Origin of the sequence: Streptomyces gossypii (assembly GCF_025165795.1) — a bacterium.
Classification (GTDB): domain Bacteria; phylum Actinomycetota; class Actinomycetes; order Streptomycetales; family Streptomycetaceae; genus Streptomyces; species Streptomyces gossypii.
This window is the reverse complement of record NZ_JAJAGO010000005.1, coordinates 125714-142435: the sequence shown is the minus strand read 5'-3', so window position 1 is coordinate 142435 and position 16722 is coordinate 125714. Positions and strand designations below refer to the sequence as shown.

At 70.2% G+C, this 16722-nt stretch carries 17 protein-coding genes; 3 read left to right on the top strand and 14 right to left on the bottom strand.

Annotated features, from left to right (window positions below):
- The 9 genes from LHJ74_RS12230 to LHJ74_RS12190 all read right to left on the bottom strand — a co-directional run bounded on the left by LHJ74_RS12230 (position 1) and on the right by LHJ74_RS12190 (position 9444).
- A complete protein-coding gene (locus LHJ74_RS12230; protein WP_260217986.1) occupies positions 1–399 on the bottom strand; it encodes an OB-fold nucleic acid binding domain-containing protein in 399 nt (132 codons plus the stop codon).
- Between the two features lie 46 nt (positions 400–445).
- The gene (locus LHJ74_RS12225; RefSeq protein ID WP_260217985.1) at positions 446–1132 is read right to left on the bottom strand and encodes a response regulator; all 687 of its coding nucleotides are present in this window, start codon (positions 1130–1132) and stop codon (positions 446–448) included.
- Positions 1133–1226: 94 nt separating this feature from the next.
- Positions 1227–3800 carry a DUF4118 domain-containing protein gene (locus LHJ74_RS12220; protein WP_260217984.1) on the bottom strand — a complete coding sequence of 858 codons (2574 nt, stop codon included), beginning with the start codon at positions 3798–3800 and terminating at the stop codon, positions 1227–1229.
- 56 nt (positions 3801–3856) lie between these two features.
- Entirely contained in the window at positions 3857–4663 is an 807-nt protein-coding gene (locus LHJ74_RS12215; RefSeq protein WP_260217983.1) for an ABC transporter ATP-binding protein, read from the bottom strand.
- Positions 4664–4796: 133 nt separating this feature from the next.
- Positions 4797–5405 carry a potassium-transporting ATPase subunit KdpC gene (gene kdpC / locus LHJ74_RS12210; RefSeq protein ID WP_260218226.1) on the bottom strand — a complete coding sequence of 203 codons (609 nt, stop codon included), beginning with the start codon at positions 5403–5405 and terminating at the stop codon, positions 4797–4799.
- A 15-nt stretch (positions 5406–5420) separates the two neighbouring features.
- On the bottom strand, positions 5421–7538 hold the full coding sequence (gene kdpB, locus LHJ74_RS12205) for a potassium-transporting ATPase subunit KdpB (protein WP_260217982.1): 2118 nt from the start codon (positions 7536–7538) through the stop codon (positions 5421–5423).
- Complete coding sequence (kdpA, locus tag LHJ74_RS12200) at positions 7538–9199, bottom strand: potassium-transporting ATPase subunit KdpA (protein WP_260217981.1); 1662 nt, start codon at positions 9197–9199, stop codon at positions 7538–7540. The genes kdpB and kdpA overlap by 1 nt, the downstream gene beginning before the upstream one ends.
- A 12-nt stretch (positions 9200–9211) precedes the next feature.
- Positions 9212–9301 carry a potassium-transporting ATPase subunit F gene (locus LHJ74_RS12195; protein ID WP_260217980.1) on the bottom strand — a complete coding sequence of 30 codons (90 nt, stop codon included), beginning with the start codon at positions 9299–9301 and terminating at the stop codon, positions 9212–9214.
- Positions 9298–9444 carry a hypothetical protein gene (locus tag LHJ74_RS12190; RefSeq protein WP_260217979.1) on the bottom strand — a complete coding sequence of 49 codons (147 nt, stop codon included), beginning with the start codon at positions 9442–9444 and terminating at the stop codon, positions 9298–9300. Before LHJ74_RS12190 ends, LHJ74_RS12195 begins: the two co-directional genes overlap by 4 nt.
- Positions 9445–9848: 404 nt before the next feature.
- Between LHJ74_RS12190 and LHJ74_RS12185 the strand changes: the two genes are divergently transcribed.
- Positions 9849–10295 (top strand): type VII secretion target, encoded by a 447-nt coding sequence (locus tag LHJ74_RS12185; RefSeq protein ID WP_260217978.1) that lies wholly within the window; start codon positions 9849–9851, stop codon positions 10293–10295.
- Positions 10296–10309: 14 nt separating this feature from the next.
- Positions 10310–12658, top strand: a complete 2349-nt coding sequence (locus tag LHJ74_RS12180; protein ID WP_260217977.1) for a PPE domain-containing protein — start codon at positions 10310–10312, stop codon at positions 12656–12658.
- 86 nt (positions 12659–12744) lie between these two features.
- On the opposite strand, the gene LHJ74_RS12175 is transcribed toward LHJ74_RS12180, so the two are convergent.
- Genes LHJ74_RS12175 through LHJ74_RS12165 form a run of 3 tightly spaced genes read right to left on the bottom strand, consistent with a single transcriptional unit; the run spans position 12745 to position 14637 of the window.
- Complete coding sequence (locus tag LHJ74_RS12175) at positions 12745–13533, bottom strand: DUF3710 domain-containing protein (RefSeq protein WP_260217976.1); 789 nt, start codon at positions 13531–13533, stop codon at positions 12745–12747.
- Position 13534: 1 nt separating this feature from the next.
- A complete protein-coding gene (gene dut / locus LHJ74_RS12170; protein ID WP_375546729.1) occupies positions 13535–14077 on the bottom strand; it encodes a dUTP diphosphatase in 543 nt (180 codons plus the stop codon).
- Positions 14074–14637 carry a PaaI family thioesterase gene (locus LHJ74_RS12165; protein ID WP_260217975.1) on the bottom strand — a complete coding sequence of 188 codons (564 nt, stop codon included), beginning with the start codon at positions 14635–14637 and terminating at the stop codon, positions 14074–14076. Before LHJ74_RS12165 ends, dut begins: the two co-directional genes overlap by 4 nt.
- 89 nt (positions 14638–14726) lie before the next feature.
- On the opposite strand from LHJ74_RS12165, the gene LHJ74_RS12160 reads away from it, so the two are divergent.
- Positions 14727–15197, top strand: a complete 471-nt coding sequence (locus LHJ74_RS12160) for a DUF3093 domain-containing protein (protein ID WP_260217974.1) — start codon at positions 14727–14729, stop codon at positions 15195–15197.
- 177 nt (positions 15198–15374) lie between these two features.
- Here the strand turns inward: LHJ74_RS12160 and LHJ74_RS12155 are convergent, their stop codons facing one another.
- Both LHJ74_RS12155 and LHJ74_RS12150 read right to left on the bottom strand, forming a co-directional pair.
- Positions 15375–16262: a hypothetical protein gene (locus tag LHJ74_RS12155; RefSeq protein ID WP_375546741.1), complete on the bottom strand. Its 888-nt coding sequence runs from the start codon at positions 16260–16262 to the stop codon at positions 15375–15377.
- A 106-nt stretch (positions 16263–16368) separates the two neighbouring features.
- Entirely contained in the window at positions 16369–16668 is a 300-nt protein-coding gene (locus tag LHJ74_RS12150; RefSeq protein WP_023528427.1) for a DUF4193 domain-containing protein, read from the bottom strand.
- Between the last annotated feature and the right edge of the window lie 54 nt (positions 16669–16722).

Here is a 16722-nt window from a genome sequence, read left to right as displayed (position 1 = left end):
CTACTCCTGTCCCAGGGGTCGAAGCTCGTACTTCGGGTTGAACAGCACCGGGCGGCCGCGGTCCATCGCGACCCGCCCCCATGCGATGATCCTGCGGCCCGGCTCGATACCGGCTATCGCGCGCCGGCCCAGCCAGACCACGTCCAACGCGGCCGATCCGTCGAAGAGCTCCGCCTCCAGGGTGGGCACTCCGGCGAGTGGCCGCAAGGTGACGGTGCGTAGTGTACCGGTGACCCGGACCCGCTGACGGTCGTCGCAGTCACAGATACGGGTGCAACCCGTGGTGACCGCGTCCTCCCGCAGCTCAGCGGAGCGAAGGTCCTCGTCCGAGGAGGACAGTCGCTCCAGGAAGCGCCGGAACCGGCCGGCTCGCTTCTCGTCCCGTGAGACACCTGTCATAACCGCCAGCGTACCGGTGCGAGGGCCGCCTTGGCTCCGCCCCCGTTCACGTCTCGAAGCGGTATCCCATCCCGGGTTCCGTGATGAAGTGCCGTGGATGCGACGGGTCGTTCTCCAGTTTGCGGCGCAGCTGCGCCATGTAGACCCGCAGATAGTTCGTCTCGGTGCCGTAGGAGGGGCCCCACACCTCCTGGAGCAGCTGCCGCTGGCTGACCAGCCGCCCGGTGTTCCGTACGAGCACCTCCAGCAGGTGCCACTCCGTCGGGGTCAGCCGGATGTCGCGGCCCGCGCGGTTCACCTTCTTCGCGGCGAGGTCGACCGTGAACGCCTCGGCCTCGACGATGCCCGGTTCCGCGCCCCCGGAGGTCGCCGGTTCGGTCCGGCGCACGGCGGCTCGCAGCCGCGCGAGCAGTTCGTCCATGCCGAAGGGCTTGGTGACGTAGTCGTCCGCACCTGCGTCCAGCGCCTCGACCTTCTCGTCCGAGGTCTGGCGGGCGGAGAGCACCAGGATGGGTACGCGGGTCCAGCCTCGGATGCCGCGGATGACTTCGACGCCGTCCATGTCGGGGAGCCCCAGGTCGAGGATGATGACGTCAGGGCGCCGCTCGGCGGCCAGTCGCAGGGCCGTGGCACCGTCGTGACCTGCGTCCACGGCGTACTTCCGCGCCCTGAGGTTGATCACGAGGGCGCGGACGATCTGCGGCTCGTCATCGATCACGAGCACCCGGTGCATGGGGGCGGTCCTTTCACTCGGCAGTCTGGGATGCGGCGGCTGGCGGGATGCGGCCGGTGGGCAGCGGGCCGGTGGGGTCGGTGACGAGGAGCGATCAGGAGGAGACCTGTGCGGAGAGGCCGGGCCGGACGGCCGGGCGGCCGGGGGCGGCCCGGAGGCTGAGCACCATGGTCATGCCGCCGCCGGGGGTGTCCTCGGCCTCCAGGGAGCCCCCCATCGCCTCGGTGAAGCCCCGTGCCACGGCCAGCCCGAGGCCGACCCCGGCGCCGCGCGGTGCGTCGCCGCGCCGCTGGAACGGTTCGAAGATGCGCTCCTTGTCGCTGTCCGGCACCCCCGGTCCCCGGTCCCGCACCCGCAGGTCCACCCACTCCCCCAGCGCGCTCGCCCGTACGACGACGGGCCCGCCGCCGGGGCTGTACTTGACGGCGTTCTCGACGATGTTGGCGACCGCCCGCTCCAGCAGTCCCGGATCGACGGCGACGGTGGGCACCGACTCGGGGATGTCCAGGGTGACGCTGCCCTCCGGCACGCCGCCCAGCGCCTTGGGGACCACCTCGTCCAGGCCGGTCTCCCGGATCAGCGGGGTGACGCTGCCGGTCTGCAGGCGCGACATGTCCAGCAGGTTGCCGACGAGGTTGTCCAAGCGGTCCGCGCCCTCCTCGATGGCCTCCAGGAGATCGGCCTCGTCCTCCTCTGACCAGGCGACGTCATCGGAACGCAGCGAGGAGACCGCGGCCTTGATGGCGGCCAGCGGCGTACGCAGATCGTGCGACACGGCGGCCAGCAGGGCCGTACGGATGCGGTTGCCCTCGGCCAGCTTCCGGGCGTCCTCGGCCTGGCTCAGCAGCCGCTGGCGGTCCAGCACCCCCGCGGCCCGCGAGGCGAACGCGGCCAGCACCCGGCGGTCCTCGGCGGGCAGCACCCGCCCGCGCAGTACGAGCATCATCCGGTCGCCTATCGGCATGTCCGCGTCGCCGTCCTCCGGGCGTGCGGGCGGGCCGTGGGCGCCTGCCGCCTCGGCGCTGCCCGCGCAGGTCCAGGGCGCGTGCTCCCCCGCGCGCTCCAGCAGGGCCGCCGACTCCATCCCGAAGGTCTCCCGCACCCGGTCGAGCAGGGCCTCCAGGGAGTCCTCGCCGCGCAGCACGCTGCCCGCGAGGACGGAGAGGATCTCTGACTCGGCGCGCAGCCGGGCCGCCTGGTGGGTGCGGCGTGCGGCGAGGTCCACGACGGAGGCGACGGCGATCGCGATCACGACGAAGACGACGAGCGCGACGACGTTCCGGGGACTGGAGATCGTCCAGGTGTGCACGGGCGGGGTGAAGAAGTAGTTGAGCAGCAGCGAGCCGGCACCCGCCGCGGCGAGGGCCGGGAGGAGTCCGCCGACCAGCGCGGCCATCACGGTGAGCAGCAGGAAGAGCAGCACCTCGTTGGCCAGGCCCAGGTCCGGTTCCACGGTGGTGAGCAGCAGGCTCAGCAGGCAGGGCCCCAGGAGTCCGGTCAGCCAGCCCGCGACGATGCGTGAACGCCCCAGGCGTGCGCCCCGCGCGCCGGGCAGCCCGCGGCCCCTGGCCACCTCCTCGTGCGTGACCATGTAGACATCCAGGTCCGGCCCGGAGTCGCGGGCGACGCTGGCGCCCACGCCGGGGCCGAAGACGTACTGCCAGCTCTTGCGGCGGCTGGAGCCGAGCACGATCTGGGTGGCGTTCACACCGCGTGCGAAGTCCAGGAGTGCGCCGGGTATGTCGTCGCCGATGACATGGTGGTAGGTGCCGCCGAGGTCCTCGACAAGGCTCCGCTGGACTGCCAGTTCCTTGGGCGAGACGGCCGTCAGTCCGTCGGCCCGGCCGATGTGCACGGCGAGGATCTCACTGCCGGACCCCTTCGCGGCCACCCGAGCGGCGCGCCGCAGCAGCGTACGGCCCTCGGGCCCGCCGCTCAGACTGACGACGATCCGCTCGCGGGCCCGCCAGGTGGAGCGTATGCGGTGTTCCTCGCGGTATGCGCGCAGGTGCTCGTCGGCCCTGTCGGCGGTCCACAGCAGGGCCAGCTCGCGCAGGGCGGTCAGGTTGCCGGGACGGAAGTAGTTGGAGAGCGCGGCGTCGACCTTGTCCGGGGTGTAGATGTTGCCGTGCGCCATGCGACGGCGCAGCGCCTGCGGGGACATGTCGACAAGCTCGATCTGGTCGGCGCGGCGCACGACCTCGTCCGGGACGGTCTCACCCTGCCGTACGCCCGTGATGGACTCGACGACGTCGCCGAGCGACTCCAGGTGCTGGATGTTCACCGTCGAGATCACGTCGATGCCGGCGTCCAGCAGTTCCCCGATGTCCTGCCAGCGCTTCTGGTGGCGGCCACCGGGCACGTTCGTGTGCGGCATCTCGTCGACGGCGGCCACCGCCGGGCGCCGGGCCAGGATCGCGTCCGTGTCCATCTCGGTGAGGACCACGTCCCGGTGCACGCGCTCGGTGCGGGGGATCAGCTCCAGGCCGTGCAGCATCACCTCGGTACGGGGGCGGCCGTGATGCTCGACGAAGCCGACGACGACATCGGTGCCCCGCTCACAGCGGCGGTGCGCCTCGGCGAGCATGGCGTAGGTTTTGCCGACTCCGGGGGCGGCGCCCAGATAGATCCGCAGCGTGCCGCGCCGCGCCGGGAGTCGTGCTGTCATGCCCCCATTGTCGCCGCCGTGCCGGTGGTTTCCCTCCGATCAAGGCGTCACACGCATCAGGGTTCCGTATGGATGCCGCCGGCCGGATCACCCGGGTCGGCCGCTTCGCCCGGCAGGATCTGGCCGTCCGCGAGCTCCAGCACCTGGTCGGCCAGGCCCAGCAGGGTCTCGTCGTGAGTGGCGACGAGGGCGGTGACCTGCTCGCTCCGTACGACCGCACGCAGCAGCTCCATCACGGCCAGCCCGGTCTCGGCGTCCAGCTGACCGGTGGGCTCGTCGGCGATCAGCAGCGCGGGCTGGTTGGCGAGCGCCCGCGCGATGGCGACTCGCTGCTGCTGGCCGCCGGAGAGTTCGCCGGGACGCTGCTCGGCGTGGTCGGTGAGGCCGACGAGGGCGAGCAGCAGGGCGACGCGCTCCTCGCGCTCGCGGGCCGGGGCCCGGCGCATCCGCAGCGGGACCCCGACGTTCTCCGCGGCGGTGAGGACGGGCAGCAGTCCGAAAGCCTGGAAGACGAAGCCGATCCGGTCGCGGCGCAGCGCCAGCATCTGCTCCTCGCCCAGCCCGGTGAGCTGCGTACCGTCCACGGTGATCCGCCCGGAGGCGGGGGTGTCCAGGCCGCCGACGAGGTTGAGCAGGGTGGTCTTGCCGGAGCCGGAACGGCCCTTGAGCGCGATGAGCCTGCCGCGTGGCACTTCGAGGGAGACGCCGCGCAGGGCGTGCACGGCGGTCGGCCCGCTGCCGTAGGTGCGGTGCAGATCCTCGACCAGGACCATCGGGCCGTCCGCCGCCGGTACGTCCGCGACGGCGGTGGCGCCCGTGGGGCCGGTGGGCATGCGGCCGGTGGCGGCTGTGCTGTCGGTCATCCTGCGGTCTCCCCTGTCCCCGCGGCACTCGTCCGCACCGCGTACGGCGCGGTGGCGGGCGCGTCAGTATGTACACGTCCGCCACCGTGGGGCAACGGCCCCGGGGAGGTCAGGGCGGACAGGCCCGGTCCGTTCACTCCCGGGCGAGCCCGTGCACCGCGAGGTTCAGCTTCAGCACGTTCACGTGCGGCTCGCCGAGGAACCCCGCGGCGCGGCCCTCCGTGTGCTCCTCGACCAGCCGCGCCACGGCTGTCTCGGGCAGACCGTTGGTACGGGCGACCCGCTCGGCCTGCAGCCGCGCGTAGCGGGGCGAGATGTGCGGGTCGATCGACGAGGCGGAGCCGGTGACGGCGTCCGCCGGCACCTCGGACACCGGCACCCCGTTGAAGTCGGCAACCTGCGCCCGTGCCGCACGGACGGCGGCCACCAGCCGCTTGTCGCTCGCTCCGAGCTGGCTGGAACCGGTGGCGAGCGGATCGTAGCCGCCGGCGGACGGCCGCCCCTGGAACCACCTGGGGTCGGGTTTGCCGTCCTCGCCCGCCCACTGCTGGCCGATCAGTGCGGAGCCGACCTCTCGGCCGTCGGCCTCGGCCATGGAGCCGTTGGCCCTGTCGTGGAAGACGGTCTGGGCCACGCCGGTGACCGCCAGCGGATAGAGGACGCCGGTGATCACGGTGAGGACGAGCAGCGCGCGGAAGGCCGCCCACAGCAGCCGCCCCGAGTGGCGTCCGGAGGTGTGCATGGAGGTGTACATGGGTCACCCGATCCCAGGGATGAGCGAAATGAGCAGGTCGATGATCTTGATGCCGAGGAAGGGGGCGATGAGGCCGCCGAGGCCGTAGATGCCGAGGTTGCGCCGCAGCAGCTTGTCGGCTTCGATCGGGCGGTAGCGCACACCGCGCAGGGCGAGCGGGACCAGCGCGATGATGATCAGGGCGTTGAAGACCACCGCCGAGAGGATCGCCGACTCCGGGGTGCTGAGCGCCATGACGTTGAGCTTGTCCAGACCGGGATAGGCCGCAGTGAACATCGCCGGGATGATCGCGAAGTACTTCGCGATGTCGTTGGCGAGCGAAAACGTGGTCAGCGCGCCCCGGGTGATCAGCAGTTGCTTGCCGATCTCCACGATGTCGATCAACTTTGTCGGATCGGAGTCGAGGTCGACCATGTTCCCGGCCTCTTTGGCCGCCGAGGTGCCGGTGTTCATCGCGACTCCGACATCGGCCTGGGCGAGCGCGGGCGCGTCGTTGGTGCCGTCGCCCGTCATCGCGACGAGCTTGCCGCCCGCCTGCTCGCGCTTGATCAGGGCCATCTTGTCCTCGGGCGTGGCCTCGGCGAGGAAGTCGTCGACGCCCGCCTCGGCGGCGATCGCCTTCGCGGTCAGCGGGTTGTCGCCAGTGATCATGACGGTGGTGATGCCCATCCGCCGCAGTGCGGCGAAGCGTTCCCGGATGCCGTCCTTGACGACGTCCTTGAGGTGGACGACGCCGAGCACGCGCGCGCCGTCCGCGTCCCGTCGCGCGACCACCAGCGGGGTGCCTCCGGCCTCGGAGATCCGTCCGGTGATGCCGTGCACCTCCTCGCCGACGTGTCCGCCGTGCTCCCTCACCCAGCCGGTCACGGATGCGGCGGCGCCCTTGCGGACGCTGACGCCGTCCACGTCGACGCCGGACATCCGCGTCCCCGCGGTGAACGGCACCCACTCGGCGTGCGCCAGCTCGCCCTCATGCCGCTCGCGCAGCCCGTACCGCTCCTCAGCGGCTGCAAGGACGACGATGGAGCGCCCCTCCGGGGTCTCGTCGGCCAGTGAGGAGAGCTGCGCGGCATCCGCCAGCTCACCGATGGAGGCGTCGCGCACCGGGATGAACTCGGCGGCCTGGCGGTTTCCGAGCGTGATCGTGCCGGTCTTGTCCAGCAGCAGCGTCGAGACGTCGCCCGCCGCCTCGACCGCCCGGCCGGAGGTGGCCAGGACGTTCCGCTGGACGAGGCGGTCCATCCCGGCGATGCCGATGGCGGAGAGCAGGGCGCCGATGGTGGTCGGGATGAGGCAGACCAGCAGCGCGGAGAGCACGATCAGCGACTGCTCCGCGCCGGCGTAGACCGCGAAGGGCTGGAGGGTCACCACGGCCAGCAGGAAGATGACGGTGAGCGAGGCCAGCAGGATGTTGAGCGCGATCTCGTTCGGTGTCTTCTGCCGGGCCGCGCCCTCGACCAGGGAGATCATCCGGTCGATGAAGGTCTCGCCGGGCTTCGTCGTGACCGAGACGACGATGCGGTCGGAGAGCACCTTGGTGCCGCCGGTCACCGCACAGCGGTCGCCACCGGACTCCCGGATCACCGGGGCCGATTCCCCGGTGATCGCCGACTCGTCGACCGAGGCCACGCCCTCGACGACGTCGCCGTCACCGGGGATGAGGTCGCCCGCCTCGCAGACGACGCGGTCGCCGATCCGCAGCGCGGTGCCGGGTATCTCCTCCTCGCCGTCCGCGGTCAGCCGGCGGGCCACCGCGTCCGTGCGGGCCCTGCGCAGGGTGTCGGCCTGCGCCCGGCCCCGTCCCTCCGCGACCGCCTCGGCCAGATTGGCGAAGAGGACGGTCAGCCAGAGCCAGGCCGTGATCGCCCAGCCGAACCAGTCACCGGGGTCGGTGACGGCGAGCACGCTGGTCAGCACCGAGCCGACCGCGACGACGAACATCACGGGCGCCTTGACCAGGACGCGCGGATCGAGCTTGCGCAACGCCTCCGGCAGCGACGCGGCCAGCTGACGCGGGCCGAAGGGGCCACGGGCGGTGCGGCCGGACGAGGCATCCGGCCGGGCGGGTTCCGGTGTGCCGGACCGTTCCGGCCCGATCCGTACGGGAGTGGTGGTGGACATCAGACGAGACCTTCCGCGAGTGGCCCCAGCGCGAGGGCGGGGAAGAACGTGAGACCGGAGATGATCAGCGCGGCCCCCACCAGCAGCCCCGTGAACAGGGGTTTCCCGGTCCGCAGGGTGCCCGCCGTCTCCGGTACGGGCGACTGGCGGGCCAGCGACCCGGCCAGTGCGAGGACGAACACCATGGGCAGGAAACGGCCGAGCAGCATGCACAGGCCGATGCTGGTGTTGAGGAAAGGAGTGTCCGCGCCGAACCCGGCGAAGGCGCTCCCGTTGTTGTTGGACCCGGAGGTGTAGGCGTAGAGGACCTCGGAGAAGCCGTGGGCTCCGGTGTTGGTCATCGCCGCCTCCCCGTCACCGAGCCCCATGGCGAGCGCGGTGCCGCCGAGCACCAGAGAGGGGGTGACCAGCAGGTAGCAGGCGGCGAGCTTGATCTGCCGGGTGCCGATCTTCTTGCCCAGGTACTCCGGGGTGCGTCCCACCATGAGCCCGGCGACGAAGACCGCGATCACGGCCATCATCAGCATCCCGTAGAGACCGGAGCCGACTCCGCCGGGCGCGATCTCCCCGAGCATCATGCCGAGCATCAGCACGCCGCCGGAGAGTCCGCTGTAGGAGTCGTGGAAGGAGTTCACCGAGCCGGTCGAGGTCATCGTCGTAGAGACGGCGAAGAGCGAGGAGCCTCCCTCGCCGAAGCGCGTCTCCTTGCCCTCCATCGCGGCGCCCGCCAACTGCGAGGCGCTGCCCGGATGGGCGTATTCGGTGACGGTGACGGCGATGACGCCCGCGAACCAGATCACTCCCATCGCGGCGGCGATCGCGTAGCCCTGCCGCACACTGCCGACCAGCTTGCCGAAGGTACGCGGGAGCGAGAAGGGGATCACCAGGAGGAGGAACATCTCCAGCAGGTTGGAGACGCCGGTGGGGTTCTCGAACGGGTGCGCGGAGTTGGCGTTGAAGAACCCGCCGCCGTTGGTGCCGAGATTTTTGATGGCCTCCTGCGAGGCCACCGCCCCGCCGCTGATGTGCTGGCCGCCTCCGGAGAGGGTCTGCACCTCGTGCGGGGAGGCGAAGTTCTGGATGGCGCCAGTCGCGACCAGCACCACGGCCGCCAGCACCGAGACGGGGGTCAGGATGCGGACCGTGCCGCGCACCAGGTCGGACCAGAAGTTGCCCAGTTCGCCGGTGCGGGAGCGGGCGAAGCCACGTACGAGAGCGAGGGCGACGGCCATGCCGACGGCGGCGGAGAGGAAGTTCTGCACCGCCAGACCGCCGGTCTGGGTGAGATGACCCATCGCGGATTCACCCGCGTACGACTGCCAGTTGGTGTTGGAGGTGAAGGAGGCGGCCGTGTTGAATGCCTGGTCCGGCGAGATGGGTTCGAAGCCGAGCGACATCGGGAGCCGGTCCTGGAAACGCTGCATCGCGTACAGGAAGAGCAGGCTCACCGCCGAGAAGGCGAGCACCCCGCGCAGATAGGCGGGCCAGCGCATCTCAGCATCCGGATCGGCGCCGACGCAGCGGTAGATCCAGCGCTCCGGCCGCAGATGCCTGCGGGAGGTGTAGACGGCGGCCATGTAGTCGCCGAGGGGGCGGTGCACCAGGGCGAGGGCGGCGGCGAGCGCGGATATCTGGAGCACATCAGCTGTTGTCTGGTTCATCGCGGGTGGCCCTCAGAACTTCTCGGCGAGGACGAGCGCGAGCACCAGATAGCCCAGCAGGGCGGCGGCCACGATGAGGCCGACGACGTTCTCGGCGCTCACAGCTTCTCCACTCCCCTGGCGACGAACGCCATGAGCGCGAAGACCGCGACGGTGACTGCGACGAAGGCCAGATCGGCCATCGTGTGCTCCTTAGGGGTGGTCGGTTGTTCTGACCACCCCAGCGAAGCGCTCCTTTCGGCCACCCCTTCTTCCGTTGACGCCTCCCATACGCCCCGGCGCCCACTCTTGACGTCTTCCCTACGCCTGCGGGCGGCTCGACTCGGTCGAGGGAACGGCTGACAGGACGGTTGACGGGACGGTCGGCACCCACGGGGATCTTGCGTGAAGTCTCAACTGCAAAGGTGGGCACTTCGTTCTCGCATCAAGTACCGCAAGTCAGGTGCCACCAGAGTGGTTCATCCCCTAGCCTCAAGGAGATCATCGATAGGTTTAGCAAAGTTCACCAATCGAAGCGGGGTCGGGGATGTCTTCTTTTGATCAAGAATGGGCAGGTCTGGTCGCAGGTGCCGAGTCACGGGGCTCGACCTCGATGAACCTCAACGACGCGGGACCGGCGAACGGAGGCAGATACGGCACGGGGCTCAATGTGAGCGTTTCCGTGCTGCGCGCCTACGCGGGGAAGTCGGACACCGCGCGTGGTGACTTCGCGAAAGCGGACAACGACACGATGCGGGAGACCGAGCAGGTACCGGGCACGATGACGGGCTTCGAGAGCGACGAGGCCGTCCAAGAACTCCAGAAGCGCTGGCGGAGTCAGATGCGGTACCTGGACGGCCTGCTCGGCGGCGTGTCGAAGGGGCTGCGCGAGGCCGCGAAGAACTTCAAGGCCGAAGACGTGCGGCGCAAGGAGGAGATGGACAAACTTCTGCCGCCGGAGTACGGCCCCTACGTCCCCGGGACAGAACCCTCGCGGTACGGCCTCGTCCACCCCGGGTCCGCGCCTCTGCTGAACAACCCCCTCATCCCCGGAACCCAGCAGCCGATGTACGGCCCCTTCGTGCCTGGAACCGCACCGACTGAGCCCAAGTCCTAGTCAAGGGAACGAAGATGTCTCTCACGTACACGGCAGTGCGGCAGGTCAATCTGGTGCCGTTCAGCGAAGCGGCGGCCAAGTGGCAGAAACTCGGCGGCCAGTTCCGTGCGGCGCGGAACACCTACCAGCGCACCGTCGCCGGACCGCTGGAGCAGTCCGACTGGCAGGGGGAGGCCGCCTCGGCGGCCTTCCGGAAGTTCACCGGCGTCAAGTCCATGATGGACAGAGCCGCGGGCGAGGCGGACGACATCGGCACCGTACTCGCCGAAGCCCTCGCGAAGTTCACCTGGGCCAAGGACGAACTCAAGGCGATACAGGAGGAGGTGGAGAGCCCGCGGGCAGACGGCGGCAAGAGCTACCTGAAACTCAACAGGGAGAACGGAAACGTCTACGTCGATCCGCCCCCGGACGAGGTGGACCGCAGCGCGGCCCTGCAGAAGGCGTTCCACGAAGCCATCGTCGCCTACCGGCAGCGCACCCTCCGGGCCATCGAGGTCGCGACCACGGCGGACCGCCGCCTGTCGACCGCACTGCTCATCGACCCGAACGGCAAGGACAAGGGTTTCACCGACGACGGAATAGCCCACCTCAACGATGTCGACAAGGAGACGGAAAAGGACATCAAGGCGGCGATGAATCTCGCCGACAAGGGCGCCGATGCGAACGAGAAGCAGATATCGCAGCTGAACGGAATCCTGGCGAAGCACGCCAAGAACTCCGATTTCGCGGAGCAGTTCACCTTGCGTATGGGCCCCAAGGGCATGCTCGACTACTGGGCCGCGATGGCCGAGCCCAAGCACGAACAGCGCGGAACCACCAGCGTAACGATCGAGCACAGCAAGGAACGGCGCGCCCAGCTCGCCGCCCTCCAGGACAACCTCGGCGTCACCCTCGGCCTGGCCAGCCACTCCGACACGCCCGAAATGAAGGCGTGGAAGAAGGAAATGATCGACATGGGTGACGAACGGATCGGCGCCGAAGCCGCGAAGGGCAATCCGTACGCCTCCAAGGGTCCCTACAATTTCCAGGTCATGAGCAATCTCATGCGCACCGGAAACTTCCAGTCGGACTTCCTGAACGACTACGGCGACGCACTGCTCAAGAAGGACCGGGAAGGCTTCGTCCAGGGTTACGAGGGCAACAAGCCGACGGAGAAATGGATCAGCAAGGGATTCGGCGACTCGGGGTTCCTCAACTTCGGCAGCGCGAAAGACGCGGGCGAGGATCCGGTCACCGGCTTCATGGAGGCACTGGGGAACAACGGCAACGCTTCAACGGAGTTCTTCCTGGACAAGGGTAACTACGACTACCTGATCAGCGATCGCGACTGGCCCGAGGACGGGGAGTTCACCGAACCCGAGGAGGAGAAGCGGGAGCTGGGTGGCTACAAGGCGCTCTCGCACGCGCTGAACTCGGCGACGACGGGAAGCCCCTACGATGCGCCGGTATCTCTCCAGCCGTCCCACAGCGAGGACGAGGCCAAGATCATGTCCCGCCTGATCCAGGGCGTCTCCTCCCTGGACGACCACACCGCTCTGAAGCCGGGAATGCACGAATCCGTGGCCCGAGCCGCGGCCGAGTACACCCCGGACATCTTCCGGGCGCTGAAGGACGGCTCGGACGACAAGCTGCTCTTCCCCATGGAGGGAGCCGAACTCGACCTGAAGAACGCCCATCTGGACACCACCCGTTTCCTGCTCGCACTCGGCCAGGACCCGGACGGGAACACGGCACTGGGCCAGGCGCAGAAGGCCTACACAGCCCAGGTACTGGAGCATCACCTCTCCGGAGACCTCCCCGCGAACCAGCGCTATGACGCCTCCCGGGAGGACACGGTGCAGGAGATCCTCCGTGCGTCCGGCGAGACGGCCGGCACCCTGGCGATCGGGCGGCAGGAAGCCGTCATCGGGCCCGCGGTGACGAGGGACGCCGAGTTCGACAAGTCCACCCTCAGCGCGCGGCTCTGGGGCAACACCGCGTTCGGCACGGGCGTCACGGCCGCGTCGATGGCGCCCGTCTTCACCGCCCATCCCATAGCCGCCGCCTCCATCGGAGTGTTCGTCGCTGGCGCGGAAGGCGCGCTGGTCAACGACATCGACGCCGACATCTCCAGGAGCGAATCGATAGACAAGGCCGACGCCGCGGCCCGCATCTGGAGCAGCTCGCAGGAGCGGGACATCCAGCAGAACGAGGCGGCCCTCAAGGCCATCGCGGAGGTGCACGGCGTCGACGTGTCCAACACCTGGGCCGAGGTCTACTCGAAGGACGGTTACGGGCAGGCCCTGGACCGGGTGGCGACCACGGCCACCTACCTGTCCTCGCTCGACCAGGTCAAGAGCCTCCCCGTGGACCGGCCGGACTGACACCTGTCCGACCGGTGACGGGCCGGCGCGGCGGCGGAAGGGATCTCCACCGCCGCGCCGGGGGACGCGAGGCTCCGCCGAAGGGCTCAGTGGATCTGGGTGATCTCCGGGCCGCGCTGGAGCTTGTCGATGCCGCCCGCGAAGCGGGATCCCTCCTCGACGGTCTCCTGCTGGACGCCGTCGGGAACCATCTGAGCGTCCTCGGGAAGCTTGAGGACGATCGGGTCGCGGGGGGCCATGGGGCCGTCGCCGCGCACGATCACGGTGTCCCGGAAGATCTGCTCCAGCAGCCCGGCGGCCTCCGGCTGGACCGCGCCCTGGCCGGAGATGACCCCGCGCAGGAACCAGCGGGGACCGTCGACGCCGACGAAGCGCACCACCTGGACGCCGTGCTTGCCGTCCGGCAGCTGGACCGGCACCTGGGCGCGCAGCTCCCAGCCGAGCGGACCCTCGACCTCGTCGATGACGCCGCCCTGCTTGGTGATCCCGGCGGCGACCTCTTCGCGTACCTCTTCCCAGATGCCCTCGCGCCGCGGCGCGGCGAACGCCTGGAGCTGGATCGCGCTGTCCTGGAGCACGATGGTGGCGGCGACGATCGCGTCACCGGCGACCTCGACCCGCAGTTCCATGCCCTCGACACCGGGCACGAACAGTCCGCCGAGGTCGACCCGGCCGTCGCCGGGGTCGGTGATCTCACTGAGGTCCCAGGGGCCGTCCGGGCGGGGGGCCGGCGGCAGCTTCACACGCTTCGCGTCGGCGTCGGCGTCCGCGTCCGCCTCGGCGCCCTCGTCCGCCTCCTCGGCGGTCTCCGTCTCGAACTCGTCCGAGGCGCCCGGCTCAGGCTCTTCGCTCTTCTTACGACGACGTCCGAACACGTCACTGTCCTCTCAGATCCGGGTTCTGGTCGGTACCGACCGCGATGAAATCACTGTGCTGTGCTGGGTCGTCCCGCCGCGCGGCGGCATGGCCCCCCGTAGAGCCGAAGCCACCCGATGCCCGCGCCGAGCCCGGCAGCTCCTCCACCTCGTGGAAGCGCGCCTTCTCCACCTGCTGGACGACGAGTTGGGCGATGCGGTCAAAGCGCTCGAATCGCACGGTCTCGCGCGGGTCGAGGTTGGTCACGATCACCTTGATCTCCCCACGGTACCCGGCATCCACTGTTCCGGGCGCATTCGGCAGCGCGACGCCGTAGCGGGCCGCGAGCCCGCTACGGGGGTGCACGAAGGCGGCGTATCCGTCCGGCAGCGCGATCGACAGCCCCGTGGGCAGTACGACCCGCTCACCGGGGGCGATCTCCGCGGCCTCGGCCGTCCTCAGGTCGCATCCCGCGTCGCCCGGATGCGCGTACGCGGGCAGCGGCATGGCCGGGTCCAGCCGCAGCACCAGCACGTCGACAGGCTGCCGCGGCTGCCCGGTCACGGGTTCACCTCGAAGGCCCGGGCCCGCCTCACCTGGTCGGGGTCGGCCATGGCTGCCTTGATCTCCTCGTCGCGGCCGTTCTCGATGAAGTGATCGACCCGCACCTCGATGTAGAGCGCTTCGGCCCGCACCGCGACCGGCCCCTCGGGGCCGCCGAGCCGCCCGGTGGCGGCACAGAAGATCTTCCGGCCGTGCCGGGCGGTGGCGTGGGCGTCCAGATGGAGCGTCGTGCCCACGGGCACCGGGCGGACGAAGTCGGTCTCCAGGCGTCCGGTCACCGCGATCACCTGCATCAGCCAGTTCAGGGCACCGAGCGTCTCGTCCAGTGCCGCGGAGAGGACTCCGCCGTGTGCGAGACCGGGTGCGCCCTGGTGGGCGGGCTGGACGGTGAACTCCGCGGTGACGTTCACTCCCTCGCCCGCGCGGGCCTCCAGATGCAGCCCGTGGGGCTGCGCGCCGCCGCAGCCGAAGCACTCGCCGTAGTGGGAGCCCAGCGCCTCACCGGGGGCGGGAGCATCCGGGTGGCGGGCCGGAACGGGGGCGTCAGCCGGTGGCTTCATACGGTTTCTCGATGGATCAGCAGCACTCACGTGTGCAGACCCTACCGGTGCCGCCGGTGCGTGGTGCCGGACGTGCCAAGCTTGGACGCATGCAGCCTCATGTGCAGTCTTACGACGAACGTCTGACCGCTCCCGCCTTCTGGTGGCTGATCGCCCTGCTGTCGGGTGCCGCACTGGCGCTGATACTGCTCCCCCTGGGCCCGATGGCCATGCTCGTCGGGCTGGTGGCGGGCTCCGCGCTGTCGGCGGTGGGTGTCAGCACGTACGGGGCGGCGCGGGTGCGTGTGGTCGCGGACTCACTGGTCGCGGGGGACGCCCGGATCCCGCTGTCGGCACTGGGCGAGGCGCGGGCGCTGGACGCGGAGGAGGCTCTCGCCTGGCGCAGTTACAAGGCGGATCCGCATGCCCACATGCTGCTGCGCGGCTACATCCCCACCGCGGTCCGGGTCGAGGTCACCGATCCCGAGGACCCGACGCCGTACGTCTATGTGTCGACCCGCGAGCCGGACCGGCTGGTCGCGGCACTGGCGGCGGCCTCCGCACCCGGACGGACCTCTTAGAGCCCCTCACAGAATGGGCGGTCGGCTTGCGACGCCTGGCACGCGCGCTCGCCGCGTTGTCGGAGTCGTCCATGTACGCCCAGTACGAGGACGATCCTCCGCCTTGCGAGCGCACGCACCAGACGCCGCAAGCTGATCGACCGCCCATTCTGTCAGGGGCTCTAAGAGCCTGTCCGGTCAGGAAGCGGAGGCGGGCCCGGACCCGGACCCGGGCCCGGAGGTGCCGGGCGGCAGCTCCGAGGCAGGCGACGGCGCGGAGGCGGACGGCAGCGCGTCCCACCGGACCTGGGTCTTGCGGAGGTCGGTGCGGACACGGCGGGCGAGCCGGGCCGTGTCGTGGTGGTTCATCGCGGCGCCCACCGCGGCGCCGATCAGGAACGGCGCCAGGTTGGGCAGATTCCGCGCCGTGCGCTTCAGCAGCTGCTGGCGCAGCTCGCGCTTCAGCTGGCCGCCGAGAGCGGCGTTGAGCGTGGTCGGCTTGGCCAGATTCACTCCGCGCTCCGAAGTCCACGCCGACAGGTAAGCCGCCGAACGCTGCTTCACGTCACCCGGCGCGCGGCGCCCGTAGACCTCGTGCAGTTCGGCGATGAGCTTCAGCTCGACGGAGGCGACTCCGAGGAGCTCCGCCCCCAGCTCTGCGGGCATGGCGGGCGGCACGGGCATCATCGCGGCGACGCCGACCCCCGCCCCCACCGTCGCCGAACTCCTGGTCGCGCCCGAGACCAGCCGGTCGGCGAGCTCCTCGGGCTCCAGCCCGGGAAACTGCCGCCGCAGGGTCTCCAGGTCGCGGACGGGGATGCGGGGCGCGTTCTCGATGACGCGGTCGGCGACCCCGCCCACGAAGGCGCGGACCCTGCCCTGCCGCAGGTCCGCCCGGTCAAGGCGTTCCAGACGGCCAGGCCGGTCCGCGTCGGCACCGCGCTCCTCGAGTTCCGTGTGCTCCCCGTCCCCCTCGTGCTGCTTCTGTGTCGCGTCCCCCTCGTGGCTTTCGTTCTCCCCCTGCTCCCTCTGTTCTCCGTGTTCCTCGGCCTTCTCCTGCCGCTGCTTCTTCCGCCGCCCGCGCAGCCGGAGCGGCACGCGGCCACCGACGCGTGCCGCGAGCGAGGCGTCCCTCTCGGGCTGGCCTCGCTCGGCATCACGTGCGTCTTCGGCCGCCACGATGGGCCGCCTGTCAGGCCGCGCAGTCGCGGCAGATCGGGTGGCCGTTCTTCTCTGCGGCGAGCTGTGACCGGTGGTGCACCAGGAAGCAGCTCATGCAGGTGAACTCGTCCGCCTGCCGAGGCAGCACCCGGACGGACAGCTCCTCGTTGGAGAGGTCCGCGCCGGGCAGCTCCAGGCCCTCGGCCTGCTCGAACTCGTCCACGTCCACATTGGACGCGGACTTGTCGTTCCGCCTGGCCTTGAGCTCCTCGATGCTGTCCTCGTTGACATCGTCGTCGGTCTTGCGTGGGGTGTCGTAGTCCGTTGCCATGTCGCTCTCCCCCTCTGGGTTTCTGTGGTGTCTCCAGCGCACGTAACGCGTGAG